Annotated in this window: 16 protein-coding genes; 1 reads left to right on the top strand and 15 read right to left on the bottom strand. The window is 66.0% G+C overall.

Features of this window, described 5'->3' with window-relative positions:
- Position 1 precedes the first annotated feature (1 nt).
- From manD to MJ607_RS14780, 10 genes are all read right to left on the bottom strand, one after another.
- The gene (gene manD, locus MJ607_RS14735; RefSeq protein WP_243076363.1) at positions 2-1,240 is read right to left on the bottom strand and encodes a D-mannonate dehydratase ManD; all 1,239 of its coding nucleotides are present in this window, start codon (positions 1,238-1,240) and stop codon (positions 2-4) included.
- A complete protein-coding gene (locus MJ607_RS20255) occupies positions 1,237-2,664 on the bottom strand; it encodes a mannitol dehydrogenase family protein (RefSeq protein WP_243076364.1) in 1,428 nt (475 codons plus the stop codon). Before MJ607_RS20255 ends, manD begins: the two co-directional genes overlap by 4 nt.
- Positions 2,661-4,094: a glucuronate isomerase gene (uxaC, locus tag MJ607_RS14745; protein WP_243076365.1), complete on the bottom strand. Its 1,434-nt coding sequence runs from the start codon at positions 4,092-4,094 to the stop codon at positions 2,661-2,663. The genes MJ607_RS20255 and uxaC overlap by 4 nt, the downstream gene beginning before the upstream one ends.
- Positions 4,094-7,780: a glycosyl hydrolase 115 family protein gene (locus MJ607_RS14750; protein ID WP_243076366.1), complete on the bottom strand. Its 3,687-nt coding sequence runs from the start codon at positions 7,778-7,780 to the stop codon at positions 4,094-4,096. The genes uxaC and MJ607_RS14750 overlap by 1 nt, the downstream gene beginning before the upstream one ends.
- Entirely contained in the window at positions 7,780-9,846 is a 2,067-nt protein-coding gene (locus MJ607_RS14755) for a beta-galactosidase (protein WP_374238063.1), read from the bottom strand. Before MJ607_RS14755 ends, MJ607_RS14750 begins: the two co-directional genes overlap by 1 nt.
- Positions 9,847-9,948: 102 nt before the next feature.
- Complete coding sequence (locus MJ607_RS14760) at positions 9,949-13,071, bottom strand: family 43 glycosylhydrolase (protein WP_243076367.1); 3,123 nt, start codon at positions 13,069-13,071, stop codon at positions 9,949-9,951.
- Positions 13,072-13,198: 127 nt separating this feature from the next.
- Positions 13,199-15,775, bottom strand: a complete 2,577-nt coding sequence (locus MJ607_RS20260; RefSeq protein WP_243076368.1) for an alpha-L-rhamnosidase C-terminal domain-containing protein — start codon at positions 15,773-15,775, stop codon at positions 13,199-13,201.
- 59 nt (positions 15,776-15,834) lie between these two features.
- Positions 15,835-17,127: an extracellular solute-binding protein gene (locus MJ607_RS14770; protein WP_308193844.1), complete on the bottom strand. Its 1,293-nt coding sequence runs from the start codon at positions 17,125-17,127 to the stop codon at positions 15,835-15,837.
- Positions 17,128-17,176: 49 nt separating this feature from the next.
- A complete protein-coding gene (locus MJ607_RS14775) occupies positions 17,177-17,998 on the bottom strand; it encodes a carbohydrate ABC transporter permease (protein WP_243076370.1) in 822 nt (273 codons plus the stop codon).
- Positions 17,995-18,942 (bottom strand): carbohydrate ABC transporter permease, encoded by a 948-nt coding sequence (locus tag MJ607_RS14780; protein ID WP_243076371.1) that lies wholly within the window; start codon positions 18,940-18,942, stop codon positions 17,995-17,997. The genes MJ607_RS14775 and MJ607_RS14780 overlap by 4 nt, the downstream gene beginning before the upstream one ends.
- A gap of 322 nt (positions 18,943-19,264) precedes the next feature.
- Between MJ607_RS14780 and MJ607_RS14785 the strand changes: the two genes are divergently transcribed.
- Entirely contained in the window at positions 19,265-20,299 is a 1,035-nt protein-coding gene (locus MJ607_RS14785) for a LacI family DNA-binding transcriptional regulator (RefSeq protein ID WP_279234725.1), read from the top strand.
- Positions 20,300-20,606: 307 nt separating this feature from the next.
- Here the strand turns inward: MJ607_RS14785 and MJ607_RS14790 are convergent, their stop codons facing one another.
- Genes MJ607_RS14790 through MJ607_RS14810 form a run of 5 tightly spaced genes read right to left on the bottom strand, consistent with a single transcriptional unit; the run spans position 20,607 to position 25,877 of the window.
- Positions 20,607-21,536, bottom strand: a complete 930-nt coding sequence (locus tag MJ607_RS14790; RefSeq protein ID WP_243076373.1) for a carbohydrate kinase — start codon at positions 21,534-21,536, stop codon at positions 20,607-20,609.
- A gap of 3 nt (positions 21,537-21,539) precedes the next feature.
- The gene (locus MJ607_RS14795) at positions 21,540-22,544 is read right to left on the bottom strand and encodes an NAD(P)-dependent alcohol dehydrogenase (RefSeq protein WP_243076701.1); all 1,005 of its coding nucleotides are present in this window, start codon (positions 22,542-22,544) and stop codon (positions 21,540-21,542) included.
- A gap of 5 nt (positions 22,545-22,549) precedes the next feature.
- On the bottom strand, positions 22,550-24,079 hold the full coding sequence (locus tag MJ607_RS14800; RefSeq protein WP_243076702.1) for a mannitol dehydrogenase family protein: 1,530 nt from the start codon (positions 24,077-24,079) through the stop codon (positions 22,550-22,552).
- A 38-nt stretch (positions 24,080-24,117) separates the two neighbouring features.
- Positions 24,118-24,930: a carbohydrate ABC transporter permease gene (locus MJ607_RS14805; protein ID WP_243076374.1), complete on the bottom strand. Its 813-nt coding sequence runs from the start codon at positions 24,928-24,930 to the stop codon at positions 24,118-24,120.
- A complete protein-coding gene (locus tag MJ607_RS14810) occupies positions 24,930-25,877 on the bottom strand; it encodes a carbohydrate ABC transporter permease (RefSeq protein ID WP_243076375.1) in 948 nt (315 codons plus the stop codon). Before MJ607_RS14810 ends, MJ607_RS14805 begins: the two co-directional genes overlap by 1 nt.
- Positions 25,878-25,957: the final 80 nt, after the last annotated feature.

Raw genomic sequence — 25,957 nt, forward strand, 5'->3', positions numbered from 1 at the left:
GTCACCAGTCGTGGACGGTGCCGTCGAGCAGGCGGTTGTAGGGCAGGTACGCCCGCTCGTACGGGTACTTGCCGGCCTCATCGACGTCGAGCTCGACACCCAGTCCGGGCTTGTCGCCGGGGTGCAGGTAGCCGTCGGTCCACGTGAAGGACTGCTGGAAGACCTGGTCGGTCTTCGCGCCGTGCTTCATGTACTCCTGGATGCCGAAGTTGTGGATCGAAAGGCCCAGGTGCATCGCGGCCGCCATGCCGACCGGCGAGATATCGGTGGGCCCGTGCATGCCCGACTTGATCTGGTACATCGCCGCGTAGTCGAGCGTCTTCTTCAGCGGGCTGATGCCGCCCATGTGCGTCACGGCGCCGCGGACGTAGTCGATCAGCTGGTCGCGGATAATGTCCTTGAAATCCCACACCGTGTTGAAGATCTCGCCGATCGCGAGCGGCGTCGTCGTGTGCTGGCGCACCAGGCGCAGCGCTTCCTGGTTCTCCGCGGGGGTGCAGTCCTCGAGCCAGAACAGGTCGTACGGCTCGAGGTCCTTCCCGAGCCGCGCCGCCTGGATCGGGGTCATCCGGTGATGGCCGTCGTGCAGCAGCGGGATATCGGGGCCGAACTCGTTGCGGACCGCCTCGAACACGCCCGGCAGGTGGTTCAGGTAGGCGCGGGTGTCCCAGTCCTCCTCCACCGGCTTCGCGCCGCGCCGCGCCGGCTCGTGGTCGTAGCGGACGCTCGCGTCACCGACATCGGCGCCCTGCGCCGCAATGCCGTAGATCGCCTTCAGCGTCGGCACCCCGGTCTGCACCCGGATCGCCTTGTACCCCTGCTCCTGGTGCGCGCGGATCGAGTCGAACAGCTCGGGCAGCTCCTTGCCCGACGCGTGCCCGTACGCCATCAGCCCATTGCGCGACGCGCCTCCGAGCAGCTGATAGACCGGCATCCCCGCCGCCTTGCCCTTGATGTCCCACAGCGCCATGTCCACCGACGCGATCGCCGCCATCGTCACCGGACCGCGCCGCCAGTACGCCGAGCGGTACAGGAACTGCCACGTGTCCTCGATCTTCGCCGCATCCGCCCCGATCAGCAGCGGCACGACATGCTCCGTCAGGTACGCGACGACCGCGAGCTCCCGGCCGTTGAGGGTCGCATCGCCCAGGCCGGTCAGCCCGTCGGCGGTGGTCAGCTTCAGCGTCACGAAGTTCCGGTCCGGACTCGTGACGATGACTTCAGCTTTCTCGATGATCATGTGTGACTCCGAATCGTCGGGGAGAGGTGAGTAGGGGTCCCACGGCGTCCGTCGTCAGGCGCCGAGGGAAACAGGCGCGGGGGCTCCTCGGACGGGCCGGGCAGTTTCTGCGCAATTCTGGCGATCTCGGCCACGACCGCTGAGTTGCGGGCAAGGCGCGGTTCGATGGGATCCAGCGCCTCGGCGATGTCTGCGACCGCCGGCGCCACATCGTCGGCGCGAAGCACCGCCGCGATGGCGGTGAGCGCGCCGCCCGGGCGGCGCCCGGCTTGGACCTCGCGGAGCGCGACGGGAACGGTGCGGATCCGCAGCTTGGCTCGGGCATCCTGCGCGATCTGGTCGAGTCTGTGAGCAATGCGCGGGTTCTCGAAGCGTGCGAGCAGGTTGCTGCGATAAGTGTCGAGGTCCAGTCCATCCGGGAGATGCCGGCACGCTTCGTCCCACCATCGACCGACAGCTTCCCGACAGCTCGGATCGCGGATGACTTGGTCGACAGTCTCCAAATCCAACAGAGTCCCCAGCGCCGCCATGAGTGTGTGGGCTCCGTTGAGCAGCCAGAGCTTGCGAAGCTCCCACGGGGCGATGTCTGCGACGAAACGTGCGCCCGCGCTCTGCCAGTCCGGGTGGCCCGCCGGAAAGCGCCCTTCGAGGACCCAGTCCGCAAAAGGCTCCGTCACGACAGGTGCGAGATCGATGTATCCGGCACCGGTCAGGACCGCGTCCACGTCCGCCGGGGTCGTGCGGGGTGTGATCCGGTCGACCGACGTGCACACGAAGGATGCCGCCCGGCGCACATGCGTCGCGGTGCCGGGTTCGATCAGCTCCGCGAACGCCTCGCACGCCCTCGCCAGCGCGCGTCCGTTGTCCGGCAGGTTGTCGCACGAGATCACCGCGAGTGCAGGAGCTCCAGTGGCGTATCTCGCGAGGAGACCCAGCGTGAGCTTCGCGACAAGACTCCGCACGGGTGGGTTCGCACTTCCGGCTCGGATGGCGCTGATGTCGGCAGCTACCACCGGATTGTCGATCGCAAGCATCCCGTCCGCCCCGAGCAAGTACCCTGCTTCGGTAACCGTCACCGTCACGATGGCGATCTCCGGGCGTCGGAGCAGCTCGAGAAAGCTGCCGATGTCATCGCCCGGGTGTGCCTCGACGATCGTCTCGACCGTCCGAAACCGGTCTCCGTCTGCCGACCGTTCGATCACCGTGTAGACGCAGTCCTGCGCTTCCAGAAGATCGGAGGCCGCGTTGCTGCGACCGGTGAACGCGGCGATACCCCATTCGTCGGCATCCGAAGCGCGCGCCGTGTACCACGCCTGGTGGGAGCGATGGAATGCGCCGAGCCCGATGTGCACGATTCGTACCGGCGCCGCATCGGTTCGGTGGATCCGCGGGGCCGGCTCGACGGCGGGAGCGATCTCGCTCACAGTTTGAACACTCTTCTCGGCAGGGGGCCGACGAGGTCGTCGGCGATGCGTTCTGCGTCGCTCATCGCGATGCGGCTTTCTGCGACAAGGCGGCCCAGGAACGCGGCGTCCGCTCGGCGTGCGGTGTCGTGCCGCGCGGGAATAGAGAGGAACGCGCGGGTGTCGTCGATGAATCCGGATCCTCGGGAGAAGCCGGCGGTTTCGGTGACTGCCGAGCGAAACCTTCCGATCGCGTCCGGCGCGTCGAGGAACCACCACGGGGCTCCGATGTAGACGCTGGGATAGAACCCGGCGAGCGGAGCGATCTCGCGGGAGTACACCGACTCATCGACGGCGAAGAGGACGAGATGGAAGTCGCGCGCGAGTCCGTACCGTTCCAGCAGCGGTCGGAGTCCTCGCGTGAAGTCCGTCCGGACGGGGATGTCGTGCCCGGTGTCGGACCCGTACTGTGTGAGAGTCTCTGAACTGTGGTTCCTGAGGACGCCCGCGTGCACGGTCATGACCAGACCATCCTCGACGCTCATCTCAGCCATCCGCACCAGCATGTGACCGCGGAAGTCGCGGATCTGCGCGTCTGACGCCGTTCCGGCCATGACCGTCTGGAACAGCGTCTCGGCCTCACCCGGGGATAGGTCGACAGTGTACGGATCTTCGACGCCGTGATCGGTCGACGTTGCGCCGTGCCGCAGGAAGTGCTCACGGCGACCGCGGAGGGCATCCAGATAGCCGGAGAATGTGGTCGGCGAGGTGGTCGTGGCGAGCAGCTTCTGGAGGTTGTCGATGAACCCCGCCGCGTGCGGGTCGAGGTAGCGGTCGGGGCGGAACGTCGGCAGGACTCGCCCCTTGAGTCCGCTGCGCGCGAGCTGTGCGTGCCCTGCGAGGTCGTCCAGTGGGTCGTCGGTTGTGGCCAGCACTTCGATTCCGAACCGTTCGAAGAGGGCCCGGGGTCGGAGTTCGGGTTTGTCGAGCTGCTCCTGTATCCGGTCGTACACGCGGTCGGCGCTGCTCGCGGTGAGACGCTCGGTCACGCCGAGGACGCCGGCGAGTTCTTCCTCGAGCCAGTATCCGGATGCTGTCCCCGCGAAGAGGTGCCACCTTGACGCGAACGCGCGCCAGATGTCGCGAGGATACGTCCCTTCGCCATCACCGAGGCCCAGATCGGCGAGGCTGACACCGGACGCGTGCAGCAGTCGCGTGACGTAGTGGTCGTGTGTGATGAGCAGTGCTGCCGGGTTCGGGAACGGCGTGTCGTCTGCGAGCCAGTCCACGGGGACGTGACCGTGGGGGGACACGATCGGTGCGTCAGCGGTGCGGGCGTAAAGGTCCCGCGCGATTGCCCGGACGCCCGGTTCGGCAGGCAGCAGGCGATCCGGGTCGCGGTGGGTTCCGGCGGCGGTGTTCGAGAGCGGAGCGGGTGCGTGATGCGCCATCACGGACGTTCCTCCCGCGTGGCCCCGAGGTGTCCACGGGGACTCGGCGTCCACTCCGCATCGACCGGGGGAAGCTCATCGCCCAGAGTCAGATAGAGGCGGTCGACACGGAGCCCCGATTTCCGCGCCAGGACGGAGAACTCGTGCGCGCCGGTGGTGAGGTCCACATCGGAGAGGTGGACCCAGATCCAGCGCTGTCGCAGCCCGTATGCGCAGAGTTCGCCGCGTGAGTGCTGAGCGGAGACCGGCTGCGGGATGCCGTCGACGGCGATCACGCAGGAGTCGTCGTGGTTGTCGTCGAACTTCACCAGCAGCCAAGCTCGGTAGGTTCCTCCCCGTGTGATGTGCAGCGCGAAGTGCATGCCTGGCGCGGTGGCGGGGTCCTCCCACCGCATCCCGCGGGGGCGAACGTGCATTGCAAGGCCGGTTCCCGCGGCGGTGTCGGCGTGCGTGTGCGACCATTGCGCGGCACGCTCGTCCACGCTCATGTTCAGCCAGGCGTGCGAATCCTCAGCCAGCGCGTACTCGGCTTCGAATGCCAACACGCCGCCCTGTTCACGGATGACCCCCGTCCCGAGCGCAGACACGACGTCCTTCCGGCCGCGCGGTCGGGCCTCGTCGATCGAATGCGCCGGATCAGACTGCGACTGCGTCTTCGGGATGCGGAACGTGGTCGGTCCGTCCCAGAACGTGTGGTCCGCGTAGGCCTGGTGCGGGGCGGGCAGTTCCCGCGGATCGATCCTGTAGAGATCACGTGCCGCACGATCGATGTCGTCAGGATCCAGTGCGGCCAGGTTGATGTCGGTGTCCGCCGTCGAAGCAGCTGCGGCTCGCCTGCTGAATGACGGGCCGAGATTGCTGGGAGGGATGTCCGCCGTGTAGACGACAACCTTTGAGATGGTGAAGTGGGAGTCGACGGCATGCAGACGCAGTCGGTGCGTCCCGGCTTCGAGCGCCGGCAGCTCGACGCGAAGCCTCTCGATGTTGTCTTGGATGTTCGCGCTCCATGACCCCCGATGCTCGTCGGTTGTGGGACTCTCCACCAGCGTCGGGGGATGATCATCGATGCTCACCTCCATTCTGAGGCGACCCGTTGAATCCAGCGTGGGAAGCCGATGCACCTCGAGGGTGTGGACTCCGGGTGTCACGAGGTGGACGTCGAACTCGATGAGCGCGTTCGCTGACGACCCGCCGTCCAGGTCCGCCCCGCGCTGTACCCGCATCGCCGAGTTCGCGTAGCGTCCCAGATGCGGCACCTGCACCCACCGAGCGTTCGCCCCTGCAGCGGAGCGGCCGTCCGCCGCGGGGTCGATGCTCACGTAGCCGTCCGCTTCGACGAGTTCGCGGCGACTGACTGCATCCCCCCTACCCTGGGCGATGCGGACGCCGATCTCGACCGTCTGCCCGGTGTCGGGTGCGGTGACTCGGATGGTACCGCTGCGGTTCGATTCGCCGCCAGGATCGATGCGAACGGCGATCCGCGTCTCGGTGTCCACTGTCGTTGGGTGAGGGTCGATTCGGATCCAGGGGTCGGCATCAATGTGGAATCGCAGCGTGCCGGAGCCGGTGTTGAAGACTTCGATCCACTTGGTGGAGATACCCGACGGCCAGAACGTGATCTCCTGGGCCTCGTGGGGCGCCTCCACTCCCCACACGACGACGCCCAACCCGGCATCGCCGATGGTGAGCGCGGGGGTCGCCGCGGGGTGCATCGGCATCACGGGAGGCGGGAATTCCTGGGGTGTGAACATTCCGTCCCATCGCCCGCCCGCCACATGCTGGTTGTAGTGGTGGATGAGCGCACGGATGCTGCGGCCGAACGCGCGTGACAGTGCAACGTAGCGATCGGCTGCGGCGGCCTTGCCCTGCCGATGGCAAAGGGTGCTGCGGTCGGCGTAGTAGAACTCGGCGTTGGTGAGATAGGCGAGCTGGATCTTCACGGCGAAGAGTTCGAAGAATGCGTCGCGCTCGTCGGCGGGAAGGGAGGCGAGGAGCGCGTTCGTCTGGTCGTGTAGGAGGCGCAGCGCCGACAGCCGTCGACCCGCTTCGTCTCCGTACCCGACCTGGGGGAAGACGTCGGACGCGAGATGTTCGATCTTCCGCTGATTGTTGAGCTGGTAGTAAGCGGCGTAGATCTCCCCTGCACGGTCGCCGATTCCGCCGGTGAATTTGGCGTCGATCCATTGGGCGGTGAAGGAGGGAATGTCGGCCGTCGTGGATTCCTTTCCCGCCTCCCATGCGCTGCGAAGGAAGAACTCCATCTCGATTTCGAGCGGCTTGAGGCCCCCGATGTTGTCGACCCACAGCTGACGGATGCCGCCATCCCAGGCGCGACGCAATTCCGACTTCATCAGCGTGAGCGGCGTGGATGAGGTTGCCAGGTAACTGGTGGTGAAGTTGGACCAGTACGAGGAGTGGTAATACAGCCCGTGGCCGCCGCGGCGCGTCCGTTCGGCCTCATCGGGTAGGCGACGGATATAGCCGAAGCTGTCATTCGCCCACACCACGGTGACGTCGTCCGGTACCTGCAGGCCGGCGTCGTACAGCGGCAAAACCTCCTTGTAGGGGATGAAGAGCTGCGGAATCTGGGACGGCTCCATCCCGAGCTCATCTGCAAGAAGATCACGCTGGTCGTGGATGACCTTCTCCAGCAGTTGCACCCGGGCCGTCAGCTTCTCGGCGTCGTTCAGGTCAGGATTGTCGTCGATCGCGGTGGTGACGAAGCCGGAATCGTGGACACCGCGCATGCCAACGGTCCAGGTGACCTCGTAGGACCGGTTCTGCTGGACACTGCCGCGCCAGTACTCTTTCAGCAGCTCGCGGTTTCGCCCTGGCATCGAGTAGTCGTATTCGACGTGCTCGCCGCGACGTTCCGCCCATGGACGGAACTCGTGCTCGTTGCTGCGGAGCAGCATGTCGCAGTGCTGGGTGCCGATGACGACGCCCATCTCGTCGGCGAGCCGCCCGTTCTCGGGGTCGTCGTTGAATGCGTCGACGTGCATCGCTGCCCACAGATAGTTGCCTTTGAGGCGCAGGAGCAGTTCGAAGATGCGGACATACGTTGCAGGACCGATGGTGCTGTCGGGGGTGTGAGTGCGCGCCCAGTGGTACAGCTCTTCCTCGTCGTTCAGGAAGACGCCGCGGTAGCGCACGGAGGGCCAGTCGGCCCGTGCGGTGCCCGAGGTGACAGTGATGTGTTCGCGCGTGCGGATCGGTACGTCGCCCCACCAGTACCACGGGGACACGCCGATCGCCTCGGTGAAGTCGTAGATCGCGTAGATCGTGCCGCGGCGGTCTGCCCCGACGAGGTAGAGCACCCCTCCCACAGCTGCGACGATGAACCCCTCCCAGCGGATAGATCCGTCCTCGTCCATGAGGCCGGAGATATCCAGAGTGCCGGCGGCGATCGCGGCGTCGATCTCGGGCGACTTTCCGATGGTTCCGACGACGATCCCCGCAGAACCGGAATCTGCCGCTATCGTGCCGGTCGCACCGCAGACTCGTTCCACATCCCGGATCAGGTCGTCGACGGCGCGGTGGACGGCGGCGTCTTCGCTCGGCGCCACGCTCACGGCGACTCGGCCACCGCGGGTGGCGATCGTGGCGCCCGCTGCCGGGTCGTCGACGATGTAGGACGTGGAAGCGACGCCGAGCACGGGCCCGGCGATCTGAGTCGTTGGGCCCATCACGACCCGCTCGACTGTGTGGCGATCGCCACGACACGGACGTCTCCCCCGGCGAGAGGGTCGCGCGCGTCGACTCGTGTCCCGCTGAGGAGGTCGCGCCCTTCGACGCCCACTCCGCCTGGTTGGTCGCCGTGGTTGATCTGAATCACGAATCGCCGGTCTCCGCCGTCGCGGACCACCGTCTCGACATCGCCACTGGGGGCGTAGGACACGCCCGCCGAATCGAGGACGCCGGTCACGAAGTCATCCAAGTCCGCGCCGTCCAAGCAGGTCGACACATACCAGGCGGTGCCACGGCCGAAGGAGTTTCTGGTCACCGCGGCTCGACCCGCCGCGACCCCATCGGTGTAGGTCGTCACGGCTTCCGCTTGCGTGAGCGTGATGTCATCACTCCACACTCGCCCGCGTGCACCACTGCTCAGCGTCACGGTCTCGTCAGCGCGGAGCGGTAGGAACTCTTCGATGACGAGCCCCAGCACGTCGCGGAGCTGACCGGGGTAAGCGCCCACGGGGGCGTCGTCGTTTGCAGAGACGATCCCGGAGAAGTACGACACCGCCAGTGTGCCGCCGTCGCTCACGAAGCGGCGGATGTTCTCAGCCGACGGATCGTCGATGAGGTAGAGGGCAGGGGCGAATAGGACGTCGTAACCGCTGAGGTCGGCAGCGGGGTGAACGAAGTCAGCGGTGACGCCGTGGTGCCACAGCGCGGCGTAGAACGCCTCGATCCGCTCCCTGTGATCGAGGTCCACCGACGGTCGCCAATCGAGATCTTGCGCCCAGAACGACACCCAATCCCAGGCGATGGCCACCCGCGCGCCCACGCGAGTCCCGACCAGCTCGTCGAGGGCTGCGATGTCCTTGCCCAGCGCGACGGCCTCGGCCCATTTGCGCGAGGTCTCGCCGGCTTGCGGGATGAGTGCTGAGTGGAACTTCTCGGCGCCCTTGCGGCCTGCGCGGATCTGGAAGAAGAGCACCGCATCGGCGCCGCGCGCTGCATGTGTCAGGCTGTTGCGGCGCATCTCGCCCGGCTGCTTGGCGATGTTGCGAGGCTGCCAGTTGACCGCAGACGTCGAGTGCTCCATCAGGATCCAGGGCTTGCCGCGCGCGAGCGAACGGGTCATGTCTGCCGAGCGGGAGAGATGGATGTGGTTCTTGTCCTTCTCGGCCACGAGGTAGTGGTCGTTGGCGACGATGTCGACCTCGTCGGCCCACTGCCAGAGGTCGACGCTGGGGCAGGTGATGGCCATGAAGTTCGTTGTGATGGGCTGACGTGCGTGCTCACGGACCGCATCGCGTTCCAGCCGGTAACACTCGAGGAGCGCTTCGGAACTGAAGCGGGCGAAGTCGAGCCGCTGGGCCGGGTTGGTGGCTGTCCCGGATTGGCGGGGAGCGTCGATCTCCTCCCACTGCCCGTAACGCTGACCCCAGAAGTTGGTTCCCCACGCCTCGTTGAGGCCGTCCAGTGTGTCGTAGCGGCGCGCCAACCACGTCCGGAACGCGGCCACCGAGGCGTCGTCGTAGCTCTCGGTCACTGGGGTGCCGTACTCGTTGTGCACGTGCCACAGGACAACAGCCGGGTGGGCGCCATACCGTTGCGCGAGCCGCGACGCGATCTCCCGGGCCGCCCGCCGGTATTCCGGAGAGCTGGGGCTGACGATCCCGCGCGAGCCGAACCCGAGAGGCACCCCCTCCCTGGTCACGGCGCGGGCGTGCGGGTAGGTGCGGTAGAACCACGCCGGCGGCGCGGCGGTCGGTGTGGCGAGGTCGACGTCGATTCCGGCGGCATGGAGCAGTTCGATGATCTCGTCGAGGAAGGTGAAGTCGTAGACGCCTTCCTCTGGCTCGAGCAGGACCCACGAGAAGATCCCGATGCTGACGAGATTCACCCCCGCCTCCTTCATGAGGCGGATGTCTTCGTCCCACACCTCGCGCGGCCACTGCTCGGGGTTGTAGTCCCCGCCGAACCGGATCACCCGTCGACCAGGGATCCAGTCGCCGGCGTGTTCACGGGTCGCCTGGGGCCCGAGCGTGATTTCGGGCTGCGGAGTGAGTGCGCTGTCCTGCACGAGAAGTTCCTGTCCGGTATCGCAGTCGTGTGGGGGTGAGCCGCCCCGGTGTGACCACGCTTGCGGCCACACCGGGGCACGCTCGTTACTTCGCTTCGGCGGTCAGCCCGTCGGCTGCCACGGCCCGTACGGGTCCCCGGGGGCCTGGTTGCGCGTCCACCACTTCGCGGTATACCTGCGTCCCTCGTGGATGACCGTGTTGCCGGCGACGAAGACGCGGGATGCCGTCCATACGGCGACGCCGTTCTCTTCGCGGATCTCCTGCCACGGCCCGTACGGATCGCCGGGTGTCTGCGCCTTCGACTTCCACGCAGCGAGCCAGACGGCGTTGTTGTAGAGCACCTTCTGGCCTGTCGGGTATGTGATGCCCACTGACCATGCGGGATAGACCGCAAGGGCTACGGTCGCCGTCACGCCGGCGCCCCCGGTCGCGACGAGGCCCGGGTCGACGGTCACCGTCAGCGTCACCGGGCCGGCGACGTCGGACCTGAATCCGCTGACGGTGTATCCGCCTGCGGGCAGTGTCGAAGTCGATCCGTCGGCCAGTTTTGCCGTGACCGTCAGGGTGGTCGGGTCGAAGCTCGCACCGACCGCGTAGTTCACTTTCGACACGGCGGCGGTGATGGAGGCCACCGCCGGTGCCAGCTCGCCACTGGTGGCGGTGAGGGCTGAAGCAGCCGAGTCGATCGCCGCCTGCGTTGCGGCAGGGTCGGCGAGGGTCGCTTCCGCGGCCGTCAGGGCATCCGTGAACGGCTTCCATGACGTGGCGGTGTACGCCGTGGCGTCGCGGCCGCTGTTCGCGTCGTAGACGGCACGGAGCGCCGCGGCATCCGTCGGCTGCTTGACGAGGCTGAGCGCATCGACCCGCACCGACTGGTTTCCACCCGCGCTGCGCGCCTCGATCGACACCGTGACGGTTCCGCCGGTGAGCCTGAGCTCACCGAGGGAGACCGACTGCCAGCCCGTGGTGGCGCTGTTGATATCGACCGTGTAGCTCTCGTCCGCGGCGCCCCGCACGACGATCCGAGCGTGCTCCAAGCCTCCGGCGGTGTTCACCTGTGCGGTGAACTTGTAGAGGCCGGAGGGGAGAGCGTCCTGCTGATCAACGGAACCCGAGAATCGATCGGCGTTGCCCAGCCGCAACGCGAAGCGCGAAGAGTCTGCGCCAGGGCTCGAGTTGCTGACGAACGACGCGGGCGAGTAGTCGGTGTCGACGGTCGTCGTCCAACCCGTCAGCTGCGTGACCGGGACCCGGTCGGCTGCGAAGTCGGGGTTCAGGATGTAGTTGTTGCCTGCTCCCGCACGCCATTCACCGGTGACCGCGTTGAACTCCCAGTTCGTCAGGGAGTTGAATGCGATCCCGTCTTCGGACTTCGTCAGCGGCACCCACTGGTTGTAGCCGAGTCCGTTCCAGGCGAAGTCCGCCCACCGATCTCCGGCGTACAGCACGGTGTCCTGCTTCGTGCCGTGGACGGTCACGAAGAATCCGGTCTGGCTGACCAGGCTGTAGTCCTTTTCGCTGCCGGGCAGCGTGTATTCAGGGCTGTAGCGGCCCTGGATGTCGCTGCTGAGCGATTCGATCACATGGTTGGCCGACGCGTTCCAGCCGTGCAGGTCGCTGGTGAGCATGTAGTACTTGCCGTCGAGCTTGAACATCGCGTTGCCCTCGCGACCGGCCGGCACGTAACCGACGGCGACGGCGGGATCGATGGTCAGCGAGTCGGCCTCGGCGATCTTCGACACGTAGGCGTTGGCGCGGCCACCGCTGTTCGAGAAGATCAAGTAGTCGGTGCCGTCGTCATCGGTGAAGACCGTCTGGTCTCCCGTCGACTTTGTCGGGGATCCCACGATCTGCGGCTGGATGTTCCCGTACTCGAAGTCGTCGGTGGGCGAGTCTCCTTGGAGGAAGAGCACCATGCCGCGCTGGGCACCGGACGGGTCGAAGCCCTGACCGCTCTGCACCATGAGCACGTAGTTGCCGGTGTTCTCGTTGTACGAGACTCCGAGCCGCCCGACCCAGATCGCGTCCGCGAGCGTCTGCATCTGAGCGAAGTAGTGGCCCTTCGACTCGGGCACGGTGATCAGGGTGTCCTGCGTGGCGACGTTGTTCTCGAACTTCCAGTTCACCAGGTCCTTCGACGAGTAGACCGGGATCGACTCGAAGGTGGAGGTGCTGTAGATCCGGCTCGGGCTTGCGTGGTACGCGGCTGCCTCCTTGTAGCGGACGCCGTACCAGTAGTAGGTGTCGCCGTATTGGAAGATGCCCCCTCCCTGCGAGTAGATCGGGTTCCCGTCGGTGTCGCGCCAGAACGTGTTGTTGGTGATGGGCTGGAAGGTGCCCTCGGAGACGGTTACGAGGCCTGCGGCGGCGGCCTGCAGGCCATTTTTGGCGGCGACGACCGCCGTCCGGCTGGCGCCGGGGTCAGCGAGCACCGACTGCGCGGCGGTGATCTGCGCGGCGAACGGCTCCCAGGACGCGGGCGTGAAGTCGGCGGGAACGCGCTGCTGATAGTCCTCCAGGAGACTGTGAAGTCCCCCGATCTCGACGAGTGCGTCGGTCGCAGCGCGGAGGGCGCTGATAGCGGCGGCGCGTTCCTGCGTGGTGCCCCCATCGCCCAGGGCGCCGGCCGCCGATCGTGCAGCGGCGAACGCCGGCCAGGACGCGGCAGTGTAGTCGACCTCCTGTTGAATCTGCGCGGCGCGGTAGGCGTTGCGCAGGTCATCGACGGGGATCGAGATGCCGTCGTCGGCTGTCACGACCACCTTGCTGTGGTCGATGTAGCCGCCGTCCACCACGACGCGAAGAGTGTGGCTTCCCTCAGTGAGGGCGTCCTTCGTGTACATCAGTTTTGCCGTCGTGATTCGGGGACCGCGGTAATCGACGAGCGCGATCTCGGATCCATCGACGAACACGCGGCCTTTTCCATGACCCGTATTGGTCAGGCCCCACAGCTCGAACTTGCTGCCGGTGAACGCGACCTCGAAGGAGGCTCCGGTCGTGGCGTAGTGGCTGCGGGAGGTGAATCCCCACTCGCCGGTGTAGAAGGTCTTGTTGACCGTCCCCTGAACGGTGGTCGTGTCGGAGTGATTGATCGTCGTCGTGACCGTCGCTGCAGCGGCCGGTTGCGCTGTCACCGTCCCTTGGACGAGCAATGCGAGGGCGATGAGCATCGCCATCGCCGCAGCGGCGATGCTTCGGCGATGAGTCGCGAGGTGAGCTGTCATCTTTGCTTCTCTTCCTGTCGGTTGTTGCAGTGGTGAAACTGTGGGACGGATGGTGCGGGACGGTTGGGTGCACGTCGCAGGCCGGGTTATGGCCGGCTGCTCCGAGTCGGCGGCGTGCCGCGCTCGGTCAGCTCACGACGACGGTGTAGTGACCGCCGGTGACGATGCGGAAGGTCGCCCGGTCGCCCCCGCGGGACTTCGGTTCGGACACGGTGGACGCTCCCGCGGCGGTGGACCGTGAGAGTGTGGCTCGGCCCTCCGGCGGGAGCGGCACGGTGATCGTCCCGCTGGTGCCCTGCGGAATCTCGGCGTTCAATTCCAGCCGGTCGTCGTCCCGCATCCAGGACGTGACGATGGGTCCGAACGGCGTCGGGACCTGTCCCCGCGCCCAGGTCAAGGGGCCCGGCTGCGGGGCGACCACCCATTCCCGGAACCCCGGCGCCGTCGGTCGCACGCCGAGGACGTAAGAGGACAGTGCCACGCCCGCACCGCTGGCCCATCCGTGAGCGAGGCTCGTCGTCGCCCCGAACCCGGGCGAACCATCCGTGGCGACGAGTTCCCATGCCGTGCCGACGGCGTGGACCTCGGCGGTGGACATGTGCCCCCAGAGCGCGTCCACCAGCGCAAGCGCCCTGTCGGTGAGGCCTGCCTCGAACAATGCGGTGAGGTGGGCGCCCGACACGTAGGGGCTGATGTCGGTTCGGAATCCGGCGCTGTCGCTGAACGGGGAGAATCCGAACGGAGTGCGCGGCAGGACGGTTTCCAGAGCCTCCAAGACGTCGACCGCGTGGCCATCGGGGGTGATGCCGGAGACGACAGCGAGGGCGTTGGCATCCTGCGCGAACGCGTCACGGTGGTGCTCGGACAGCACGTACAGGTGGCGCTCGAAATCATAGAGGTGCATGTTGACGGCATCGCGAAGCGTGGCCGCGCGAGTTCGGAGGCGTTCAGCAGCGTCGGTGTCACCTATCGCCGACGCGAGGGCCGCGGCGTGCAGCAGCGTCTGGAAGCAGGTGATGTTGTACGCGCTGACGGCCCCCGTCTTGGGGCCGTCGTACCAGTCCCAGTCCAGGCCGTTGCTCTCGTCCGTGATGACGAGCCCTCGGTCGTCGATGAGGGACCGGTCGAACTCGAGTTGCCGCTCGATGGCGGGCCACTGCGCACGGACGAAGTCGGCATCGCCGGTGTGAAGGTGGTGAAGGCCCACGTTGATGACCTGGTGCATGGAATACGCCGCGGAGTATGTCTGCCCGTGCTGCGGGGCGATCGTGACGGGCATCAGCGGGGGGACGCGGGCGGCGGATTGGCCGGTGGGCTCCTGATAGGCGTTCAGGAGCTCGATCGACCCACGGACATAGTCCTCGGCGTTGGTGGTGTAGAACACGTTCGGGATCTGCACCAGCAGGTCCCCGCTCCACACCGTCCGGTCGCGTTTTCCGCCGTCGAGGATCACCGGCAGTGGGTCCGGTGAGTCGACCCCGTCGCCCACGAAAGCCTCGAGCGCTGCGGGGTCGGCGAGGGCGTCGGCGTAGAGGACGGAGCCATCGGAGTCGGTGATGCGGAGGTTCCGGAAACGCGCGTGCTCGACGTGGATCCGGCTGGTTCCCCACATGTGGTGGAACCCGACGGTGCCGGTCGCGAGCGCACCATCCCGCGCGGGGAGTTCGGTGGTTTCGAAGCTTCCGACCGCCTCGCCATCGAGCGTGACAGTCAGGACTCCGCCCACGAGGTCGGTCCGGATGCAATGCCAGACTCCCGGGATCGCCGGCGCCGCAAGCTCCTGTGCCGCGAGAACGGTGTACCGGCGAACCGTGTCCTGAGGACGGTCCTCGTAGCCGTCGTCGAAGTAGGACAGCTCGAGGGTGGCATTGTCAGGGCCTTCCCCCGCCCGGATCGTACAGAGATAACCCCGGGCGCCGCGGTCCTGTGCGCGGACGACCCACCCGACGGCGCGTTCGACGATCGCCGTCTCGAAGGTGACGGTGATGTCCGTCCAGTGCGCGCCGGTCTTGAGGACGGCGAGGGTGCCGCCTTTCGCGTTCAGCGCGCCATCCTCGATCTGCCACGCCCGGGGAACGGTGTCAGCGGGAAGCTGATTGATCTGAACGGTGTAGGCGCTTTCATACCAGACCCGGTTGAGCTGTTCGGAGCTGGAGAGGAACCAGCCCGCGTACTCCGTCGGCGTCGCCCGGTAGGCGACGAATCGCATGCCGGCGGCGGCGATCGTGACGGTGCCGGGAGTGTCCAATGCAACACGCTGGTAGCGCTGACCTCCCTGAATGAGTTCGGAGCTGAGCCGACCGGAGCCGCGAGCGGTCAACCGTTCGACGCGCGTCCGGCTGGCGCTGTCGTTGTGGCTGCCGTGGTCGTCTCCGTCGGGTCCGGTCCAGGCGGCGCTCTCGCTGTAGGACAGCCGGACCACGGGATCCCCCATGGAGGCGGCGACGTCCAGCCACGGCACGCCCGCGACTTCTTTGCCGTAGTCGAGGACGATGGATGGCGCGCTCCCGCCGGCGGGGAAGCTCAGCGTCAGCGAGCCGGTCCCTGCCAGGAAGTCCTCGACTCCTGCGACGTCCCCCGCGGTGCTGCGCGCCGCAACTGGGTGCACTTCCGGGTCGGCGGGGCCGAGGACGTAGCGACGCCAGTCGGTGTCGGCGGGGAGCTTCTCAGCAGTAGCTTCTGCTGCCTGGTTTGCGGGATGCACCGGCGTCCTCTCTGGTGTGGGGTCGTGGCCCCGCCGATCCTCGGCGGGGCCACGACGGGTCAGCCTGCGTTGAAGGCGTTGTCCATGTTGGTGAGGACGTCGGCCCCGGTCGCCTGACCGTTGAACATCGCCTGCACGCCGTCGAACAGGGCGGGCTGCACTGTCGGGTTCGGCCAGAGGCGGTCCGGGAAGGTGGTGATCTTGCCGTCTGCAACGAAGCCGGAGGCTACCTCGACGACCTGGCTGTCCTGCGTGAGGTCCCCGGCCATCGCGGCGGTGTCGCCGAAGGTGTCCGCGAAGAGCAGCTGCGCTTCCGGGGTGGCGAGGTAGGCGATGAACTCCTTGGCTTGGTCGATGTGCTTCGACGCCGCGTTCACGCCGTATGCCGGGCCCACCGAGGTCGCCAGGTTCGTGTCATCGGTCTCATCGGTGGCGGGGAGCGGCGCGTAGGTGATCTCGACGTCCTCCGCGGCACCGGTCTTGATCGCCGTGGCCTCGGACGAGACACTCACCGTGCCGAGTGTGGTTCCGGCGCGGACCGCATCCTGCACTTCCGCGTAGGGCGTGCCGACGGGGGCCTCGTTGAAGCAGCCGGCGGTCTGCATCTCGGTGTACATGTCCATCGCCTCACTCCATTCGGAGTCGGAGAAGGTGGCCTTTCCTGCCGCCTGGTCGGCGACGAAGTCGGGGTCGGCGCCGTAGACGAGGGTGGAGGTCAGCGCGTACGGGATGAGCTGCGTGGTCCAGGCGTCGGAGAGCCCGAGGCCATAGGCGATCTTGCCGGCGGCTTTTGCGTCGGCGCAGAAGGCCAGCACGTCCGTCCACGTCTCCGGGACCTCGAGACCCGCTTCGTCGATGGCCGTCTGGTTGTAGATGCCGCCGATCGAGGCGAACACCATGGGAACCGCCACCAGGAGTCCGTCCTCGGTCGACAGCTGCTCGCTTGCTGCCTGGGGGACGTCGGACGCCCACGCCTCGTCTTTCAGATCGAGGTAATAGCCATCGGCACCGGCGACGCGTGCGCTGATGTTGTTGCCGCCGCCCGGCGGGATCTGGAGGACATCGGCAGCAGTTCCGCCGACCAGCTGTGTACCGATGAGCTCCCGGTACGCACCGGAGTCGGTCGGGGTGTCCACACGCTCGACAGTGAATCCGGCATCCGTCTTGTTGAACTCCTCGATGACAGCATCCATCGCGGTAGTGGAGCTGGCGGCGATCGTCACGACGACGCCGTCGCCCCCGTCAGATGCGTCGGGTGGCGTGTCGGATGTCGAGCAAGCGGTCAGGGTCATCCCCAGGAGTGCGGTGGCCGCAACTCCCGCGAAGAGACCTCGCTGTGTCTTCAGTGACATATTGTCTTGCCTTTCTGAGTGATTGGTGGTGCGGGTGCCGAGCGATCGCTCAGCCTTTGAGCCCTGTTGCGAAGCCCTGCATGATGAAGCGCTGCATCAGGAAGTACGCGATGAGGATGGGGAAGATGGAGGTGAGCAGGGCCGAGAACACGAGCGGCCAGTTCGCGCTGTACTCACCGACGAAGGCGTAGACAGACAGGGGCGCCGTCCGGCTGCTTCCTCCGGAGAGGTAGAGGAGGGGGTGGAGAAAGTCGTTCCAGATCGCCAACGCACTGAGGATGCCCACGGTCCCGTTCACCGGCCGGAGAAGCGGAAGGACGATCGACCAGAACGCTCTGAACGGTCTCGCGCCGTCGATGAGTGCAGCTTCCTCGTAGTCGCGCGGCAGATCCCGGAGGAACTGCGCGTAAAGGAAGATCGCGAAGGGAAGGAACCCAGCGACATCGATGATGATCACGGCGATCGGGTTTCCGACCAACCCCAGCTTCGAGAAGGTCAGATACAGCGGAAGCAGCGCGAGCTGTCCGGGGAAGAGGAAACCCAAGAGGAAGAGGGTGAACACCCACCTCGACCAGCGCTGAGTACGCCGGGTGATCGTATAGGCGGCAGTCGAAGCGATACCGATGATCAAGACAACGCAAGTGGCCGTGATCCAGATGCTGTTGATGATGCTCGCGCCCATTCGCGATTCGTTCCACGCCGTGACGAGGTTCCCGAAGTTGAGCGGCCACGTGAAGCCGAGGAAGCCGGGGACACCATTGGGGTCGCGCAGCGCCACCGCGATGAGGACCAGCATCGGCACCATGAAGATGACGGCAAAGGCGATCAGTACGCTTTCCAGGCTGAGGGTGCGCCAGGTGTAACGGTTCATGCGAGTGCCTTCCGCTGGGTCAGCCGGAACTGAGCGAAGGCGATGACGCCGACCAGGACGGTCAGCATGACGCCCTGCGCCAGTGCATGCGGGAATTGCAGGTAGACGAAGGCGGTCTTGTAAATGATCGTGGCCATCGTTTCGCTGGCGCCGGAGGGGCCGCCGCCGGTCATCGAGAACACCGTGTCGAACTGCTTCAAGTTGCCGATGACGGAGATCAGAAGGTTCACCACGATCGCCCCGTTGATGAGGGGCAGCGTGATCGACCACGTGCGCCTGATTGGACCTGCGCCGTCGATAGCCGCTGCTTCCAGCGCCTCGGACGGTACAGCCTGAAGGCCCGCGAGATAGATCACCATCGAGTAGCCGGCGCCCTGCCAGATGATCACCGCACAGATGGAGTAGAGGACGATGTTCGGATTCCCGAGCCAGTTCTGCTGCAGTGCGCCCAACCCGATGGCGTCAAGCAGGTTGTTGATGGTCCCGGTCGGCGTCATCAGGTACTTCCACAGATACCCAGCGACGATCGGCGTCAGGACAACAGGCAAGAAGAACACCAGCCGCAGGACGTACCGGCTCTTCACTTTGGTGTTGAGGCCGAGTGCCAGCAGGAGGCCCACGATGTTCTGGCCCAGCGACACGATGATCGTGAGCACGAACGTGTTAGTGATCGCCAGAAGTGATTTCGGGTCGGACAAGACCTCTGCGTAGTTGGCGAAACCCTCGAACGCCCAGTCCAGCCGGCGGCCGTTCCAGTCCGTGAACGAGTAGAAGATGCCTTGCGCGTTCGGCCACAGGACCACAAGCGCGTATAGCAGGATCGCGGGCAGGACGAACCATGCCGGTGGCCGCACGCCAGCAGATACTGGGCGCTTGCGCCGTCTCCTCGGAAGCCGCGGCTCGGCCTCCATCGCGGCAGCAGGCGAATTGACGAGGACGGTCATGACCGCTGCGTGTTCATCGTCGGCGCCGTCTCGGCCACCATTTCGCCCGTCGCCGCACTCATGGTGCGCATTCGACGTGTAACGGTACTCAGGACACTCATCTCCTTCGATGACGCGAGGCGACAACGTTGTTGCCGACTGGTCGGGTATCTGGCTCGATTCGCCTCGGGCCTGCCATCTCACAGAATCGTAAAGTCGTATCGATAACGTTTCTGCGTTGCCCCTAGAGTAGTTATCGATAAGAGTTTGGTCAAGTAGCAGTTTCAAAACCCTGCGGGCCCCTCATGAGGACTGCGCGTCGGGTGCGAGGAGGGCCACGGACATGACTGACACGGCTCGCCGTCCGACGATCTACGACATCGCGGACACCGCAGGCGTTTCGCACATGACCGTCTCGCGCTACCTGCGATTCGACGGAGAGCGGACCCGCGAACCCACGCGGGCCCGCATCAAGGCGGCGATCGAGACCCTGGACTATCGCCCGAACCTCGCGGCTCGCGCGATGCGGACGACGCGGACCGGCCGGCTTGCGATCCTGCTCCCGTTCGGTACCGCAGCCAGCTCCGTGCACATGCTCGCTGGAGCCACCGAGGAAGCCCGACGGGCCGGTTACCAGATTGATGCCATGATCCTCGATGGCTCCACCGCGGAACGATCCACTCGCATGCTCGAGCTCGCCGAGGCTGGGCTGTTCGAAGGACTCCTGGCCCTCACATACCTGGCTTCGGACCGGCAGGAGCAGATCGCTTCTCGGGTGCCCGTGGTCGTCGGGGCCGAGTACGACGACGAGATGCGCGGTATCGGCGACCTCGCCGACGCGTCGCCGGTCGCAGAGATCATCGAACGGCTCGCCGACCGCGGACACCGGCGATTCGTCCACGTGGCAGGCGATCCCGCACACACCACCGCCCGTAGCCGAGCGGAGGTCTACTCGGCGACGATTGCGCGGCTCGGCCTCGAGTCGGCGGGTGTGATCGGTGGAGATTGGCTGGGGCGGACGGCACATCAGGCGGTTCTTGAGCTCCCTGACAAGCCCCAGATCACCGCGATCATCGCCGCGAACGACGACCTTGCCGCAGCCGCGATGCACGCCGCCCTCGAGCGCGGTTGGCGCGTCCCGGAGGATGTGTGCATCGCGGGATGGGACAACAATGGGGTCGGTGAGTGGACGACCCCGCCCCTGACGTCGGTCAAGGTCGATTACGAAGAGCTTGGCCGCCGGGCAATGACGCAGCTCCTCGCCACGATCCACGATGAGATCGCGCCTACCTATTCCAGCCCGATCGGTGAGATCGTGTGGCGGGAAAGCACAGACGCCGACGCCAAGCAGTTCCGCCGCGCGATCAACCGCCCCTAGACCGGAAGCGATCGATCTCCTCATGGAACTTCTCTAGGTCCTGGGGACTGAGAGCCGCTGGAGAAGAGTGCAGCAGCGGAGCAGTGCCCTGTCGACTGCTGTACCGCGACCGCCGGGACAACCAGAGGGCCGCAGAAATGCCTGGTAAAAGGACGATTCCGACCACCCAGCGTCTGCGATCGGGCGCCGACAAAGTTTGGTTGTCTAGGACCTCGGCCAGGGCAAAGGTGTTCCCGAGGATCAAAGCGGTCGTGATGACCAGCGCAATTGCGTCGAGCATGGGCGATGTCTCCTTTCGGTGAGATTCTCAGGCCACCTCGTGCTCCCACGGGGGCTGGGCGCCGCTGCGGCTGACGGTGATCGCAGCGCACATGGTGGCGAAGTCAATCGAACGAGAGATCTGGGCACCGTCGAGGCGTGCGAGTCGCTCCCCAGGAGCAGTCACCCCGGCGCTCAACAGTGCCGATAGAAGACCGGCCGTGAAGGAGTCCCCTGCACCGATCGTGTCGGCGACTCGGGTGATTGTGGGAGCGCTGTGGTGGACACCCCACTGGCTGTAACCGATCGCCCCCAGGCGTCCGCGCGTGACAACCACGAGATCTGGGCCGCGCGCGAGCCAATCGGCTGCGATCTGCGAGGTCTCTCGCCCGGGGTGCAGCCATTGCAGATCCTCGTCGCTGACCTTGACCACATCGGACAGGGTGACGAGTTCTTCCAGGCGCCAGCGAGTCTCATCTCGGTCCGCCGTGAGCTGCGGGCGGACATTCGGATCCAGAGAGATGATCGAAGTCGGCGCGAGTGCTGAGACCACGCCCGCGACGAGGTCGCGTCCGGGGGCCATCGCCGCGCCGATCGATCCCACGTGCACGATGCGTGGGCTCGCAACAGAATGGAACGGTGTGGGCCGCCATGTGACGGTGAAGTCGTACAGAGCTGCTCCTGTGCCATCGATCGTCGCGCGGGCGAACGACGTAGGCTCGGCCGTCAAGGACTCGACCGAGAGAGCCACGCCGCTGGCGCTGGCGCGCTCGCGCAGGAGTGCACCCCGGTCATCGTCGCCGATGGTGGTGTGGAGGAGTGTCTGCCGGCCAAGCCGAGCCAGCCCGACCGCCACGTTGTACGGACTGCCACCGGGATGCGAGACCATCTGTGCGTTGGTCACGATCTCGTCGACCAGCGCCTCCCCCACGACCAGCGCGTCTACGTGAGCGGCGGTCGATTCTTCATGCTGGCTCACCGCTCACTTCCCCGGGTACACGACGGCTTTGAGCTGACCCGGTTCGCGACCTATCGTCAGGGCGCGCTCGGCCTCGGCGAGTCCGAATCGCGCGGTTACCAGTCGGTCGAGGTCGACGCGTCCGCTGCTGACCAAGTCGATCGCCAGGGGCCAGGTGTTTGCGTAGCGGAATACACCGCTCAGCCAGATCTCACGGTTCTGAAGGAACGAGACAGGGAGCTCCAGGTCGTCGTTGCCGAGGCCCACGAGAATCACGCGTCCCGCTGGGCGCACGGCTCGGATACCTGAGCGCACCGCCGTGGCGGCTCCGGTGGCATCGATGAACGCGTCGACCTCCAGCCCCTCGACGGACTCCTCACGAGGGTCGATCACGCGAGTGGCGCCCGAAGACAGGGCGAAATCAAGGCGCCCGTTGTCGATGTCGGTGACGATCACTTCAGAGGCCCCGAATGCGCGAGCGGTCTGCGCGACGATGACACCGATCGGGCCCGCCCCCGTGACCAGGACGCGTGCTCCGGGGCCGATCTCCGCGCGCTGACAGGCCCAGATTGCCACCGACAGCGGCTCCATCAGCGCGCCCGCCTCATCGGAGACATTGTCGGGGATGTCGAACGCGAAGTCGCTCTGGATGGCGACGAACTCGGAGAATGCACCGTCGATCGGCGGAGTGGCGAAGAACTCCATCTCAGGGCACAAGTTGTAGCGGCCCGCCTTGCACTGCGCACACACGCGACACGAGCGCTGCGGCTCGATTGCGACTCGCCGGCCAACGCGATTCGGGTCGACGTCGACCCCGACGGCTTCGATGCGCCCGGACAGCTCATGGCCGAGCACAAGCGGTCGCTCAACGACGTATGGGCCGATCCGGCCGTGTTCGTAATAGTGCACGTCGCTACCGCACACGCCCACGGCGGCGACCCGCACGAGGACCTGGTCGCGCTCCAAAGTCGGTACTTTCATTGGCGCGATAGAGATCGAGTGTGGCGCGGTCAGGACTGCCGCTTCCATGAGGGTCATTGCTCTTCACCTTCGTTTGAATGGCCTTCGTTCGGGTGCGATGCAGCAAGTGGAGCGCCTACCAGCACCCGCAGAGTCGCTTGTGCACCGACTGTGTGGAGACCCGCCAATGTGGCCGCGTACGCATCAGTGAACCGTCTGTCGTCACCGAGGTCGCCGAACAGAGCGCGGTTCTGGATGAACGCCAGCGGATGCTCGTACTGGGTCTGGGCGATCGCGACGAGGTCGTCCCGCAGGGAGTCGACCACCTCGATCGGCTGGCCCTGCTCGTCGACCGCTTCGGCGTATCTCGCCCAGCTCGCCACGATCGCGGCGGACAAAGTCACCTCACCGCCGGTTTCGAGCTGCTCGCGGATGACCGGGACCAGCCACTTCGGGATGCGATCAGATGACTCGGCGCACAGCCGCGCGATGGTGTCCCGCACGTGCGGGTTCGAGAATCGTTCGATCAGGGTGCGCTTGTAGCGATCGAGATCCACCCCGGGAACGGGCCTGAGGGTCGGTGTCGCTTCGCGATCCATGTAGGCGAGAAGGAAGGACTCTATCAGCGGATCGGCCAACGCGTCGTGGACCAGCCGGTAGCCGCTGAGGTACCCGAAGTAGCACAGACCCTGATGGCTGGCATTGAGAAGGCGGAGCTTCATGAGCTCGTAGGGCTCGACATCCGCCACCAGCTGCGCATCGGCAGCCTCGAACGGAGGCCGTCCGAGAGGGAAGTCGTCCTCGATCACCCACTGGAAGAACGGCTCGCAGACCACCGGCCACTCATCCCGGAGTCCCGACCGCTGCTCCGCCGCGACGACATCGGCCTCGGAAGTGACGGGGGTGATGCGGTCGACCATCGAGTTCGGGAATGCCACGTTCTCTCGCACCCACGCGCCGAGCGGGGGGTCCTTGAGCTCGGCGAACGCCGTGAACATGCGGGATGCCACGTGCCCGTTGCCCTGGATGTTGTCGCAGGACAGCACCGTAAAAGCCGGGATGCCGCGATCACGCCGGCGGCGGAGCGCCTCGGTGACGTACCCGAACACGGTCGTGGGCGAGGCGCCTTCGGCGAGGTCGGCGGCGACCGCGGGGTTCGTGGCGTCGAACTGGCCGGTGACGCGGTCGAAGTTGTAGCCTCCCTCGGTGATCGTCAGTGAGACGATCCGCGTGCTCGGGTCGGCCATCCGCTCGATGACCGCCTCGGTCTCGTCGGGCGCGAAGAGATACTCGACGATGCTTCCGATGATCGAGGACTCCTCCCGGCCATCGGAGTGCTTGACCGTGAGCGTGTAGAGGCAGTCCTGAGCGTCGAAGATGGCCTTCATCCGCCGATCGCCTGCGAGGAGGCCGACTCCGCAGATCGCCCAGTCCTGCGCGAGCCCTTGCGACATCAGCGAGTCCAGGCACATCGCCATGTGCGCCCGATGGAACCCGCCAACCCCGATGTGCACGATTCCGACCGACAGCCCCGACCGGTCATACAGGGGCCGCCGGACGGCGGCACCCGCACGATCGATCGTCGCGTTCGTCAGTTGCGGCACCGGCGCGCGCTCACCGGGGTCGGCGTGGTCCGATTCGGTCACTTCACGGCACCCATGGCGAGACCGCGAACGAGCTGCTTCTGCGCCAGCCAGCCGGCTGCGACCACGGGCAGCACGGCGAGGGTGGCCGCGGCCGAGAGTACGGCGAGGAACTGACCACGCCCATCGACGAAGCTGGCGAGGAACGGCGGTACCGTTCGCGCTGTGTCCGTGGTCAGGATCGTGGCGAGGAAGTACTCGTTCCAGGAGAAGATGAAGCAGATCAGCGCGACCGCCGCGACTCCCGGGAGAACGATCGGCAGGACGACCCGCACCAGTTCAGTCCGAAGATTCGCGCCATCGATCTGGGCGGCTTCGATGATCTCCAGCGGCACCTCGTTGAAGAAGGACCGCATCATCCAGATCGCGATCGGCAGGTTGATCGCGACGTACAGCCAGCTGAGCGCCGAGATGTTATCGAGCAGCCCGAGCCACAGCAGGATGAAGTAGACCGGGATGATCGATGCGGCCACGGGGAGGAACCTCGTGGAGATGAAGAAGAACAGCACGTCCTTCACCTTCTTGATCGGACGGATGCTGAGCCCGTACGCGCAGGGGATGGCGAGCAGCAGCACGATGAGTGTCGACGAGATGCTGGAGGTGAAGGAGTTGATGAGATACGCGCTCCCGCCGCGTTCCAGGACAGCCGCGTAGCTGTCCAGGCTCAGGTTCGTGAACAGGGTCGGCGGGATGGACGCCGCATCGGATTCCGTCTTGAAGCTGGTGAACACCATCCATGCGATGGGGAAGAAGAACAGCAGGGCGATGATCCAGGTTGCCGTTGTCAGCAGGCCTGCACGGAATGAACGCATCAGCGCACCTCTCCTTCGACGAACACCTTGAACAGGCTGCGGAGCGCGAGACTGGCCGCGCCGATGGTGATGACGACGGTGATGACGCCGAACGCCGCCGCCTGACCGATATCGAGGCCGATGAAGGCCCGCTCGTAGAGGAGATACGGCAGGGTTTTCGTGCCACCGGTGCCTTTGGTCATGATCGCGATCGGGTCGAACATCTGCAGCATCATGATGCCGCCCAGCAGAATCGCGATCTCGATGTACTGCCGCAGGTGCGGCAGGGTCATATGGCGGAAGGTGCGGATCGGGCCGGCCCCATCCACGGACGCGGCCTCGAGGACCTCCTTGCTCTGGCTCTGCAGTCCTGCGAGGAGGATGAGCATGAAGAACGGGGTGAACTGCCAGGTCATCAGCATGATGATCGTCACGACGGGCAGGTCGGTGTTGAACGCGACGGACGGAAGACCGATCGCGTTCAGGCCGACGTTCACCATGCCGACGTTCACGTCGAGCATCGAGTACTTCCAGATCAATGCGGCCGCAGCGGGCATGACCAGGAACGGCGTGATCATCAGTGTTCGCACGACTCCCTGCCCCAGAAACTTCCTGTCCAGAAGCAGTGCGAAGGCGAGTCCGAGCAGCAGGGCGAGGACGACCGACGTCCCGGTGATGATCACGGTGGCTATCAGGGCTTCGAGGAAGTCCCCAGTGGTGAACACCGCAATGTAGTTGCTCAACCCGGCGAACGAGATGTCGCCTGGCCGAAGCTGGTTCCAGTTGAGGAACGACACGACGATGGTGACGAGGAACGGGATCTGCGTCAGGGCGATCGAGATGAACAGCGCGGGGAAGACCAGCCCGCGCGCCACGCGCGCTTTGCGCTTGCTCGTCGGGGCGATCGCCGGGGGCAGGACTCCGGAATCGGAGGTGTCCGGCGTGGTAATGGTGGTGGTGGTTGTCATGTTCGCTTCCTTGCGTCGGGCGTGGGTCGGGGGGGGCAGCGTTCGGGCCGCGCGCCGCTCCCCCGATCCACGAGGGCGAA

The sequence above is a fragment of the Microbacterium sp. SS28 genome (genome assembly GCF_022761035.1).
Taxonomy (GTDB): domain Bacteria; phylum Actinomycetota; class Actinomycetes; order Actinomycetales; family Microbacteriaceae; genus Microbacterium.

Excerpts from the sequence above, each read along its gene's own strand:
- manD (WP_243076363.1), bottom strand. The coding sequence starts at position 1,240 with ATGATCATCGAGAAAGCTGAAGTCATCGTCACGAGTCCGGACCGGAAC.
- uxaC (WP_243076365.1), bottom strand. The coding sequence starts at position 4,094 with ATGGCGCATCACGCACCCGCTCCGCTCTCGAACACCGCCGCCGGAACC.
- MJ607_RS14750 (WP_243076366.1), bottom strand. The coding sequence starts at position 7,780 with ATGGGCCCAACGACTCAGATCGCCGGGCCCGTGCTCGGCGTCGCTTCC.
- MJ607_RS14760 (WP_243076367.1), bottom strand. The coding sequence starts at position 13,071 with ATGACAGCTCACCTCGCGACTCATCGCCGAAGCATCGCCGCTGCGGCG.
- MJ607_RS14770 (WP_308193844.1), bottom strand. The coding sequence starts at position 17,127 with ATGTCACTGAAGACACAGCGAGGTCTCTTCGCGGGAGTTGCGGCCACC.
- MJ607_RS14775 (WP_243076370.1), bottom strand. The coding sequence starts at position 17,998 with ATGAACCGTTACACCTGGCGCACCCTCAGCCTGGAAAGCGTACTGATC.
- MJ607_RS14780 (WP_243076371.1), bottom strand. The coding sequence starts at position 18,942 with ATGACCGTCCTCGTCAATTCGCCTGCTGCCGCGATGGAGGCCGAGCCG.
- MJ607_RS14785 (WP_279234725.1), top strand. The coding sequence starts at position 19,265 with ATGACTGACACGGCTCGCCGTCCGACGATCTACGACATCGCGGACACC.
- MJ607_RS14795 (WP_243076701.1), bottom strand. The coding sequence starts at position 22,544 with ATGGAAGCGGCAGTCCTGACCGCGCCACACTCGATCTCTATCGCGCCA.
- MJ607_RS14805 (WP_243076374.1), bottom strand. The coding sequence starts at position 24,930 with ATGCGTTCATTCCGTGCAGGCCTGCTGACAACGGCAACCTGGATCATC.
- MJ607_RS14810 (WP_243076375.1), bottom strand. The coding sequence starts at position 25,877 with ATGACAACCACCACCACCATTACCACGCCGGACACCTCCGATTCCGGA.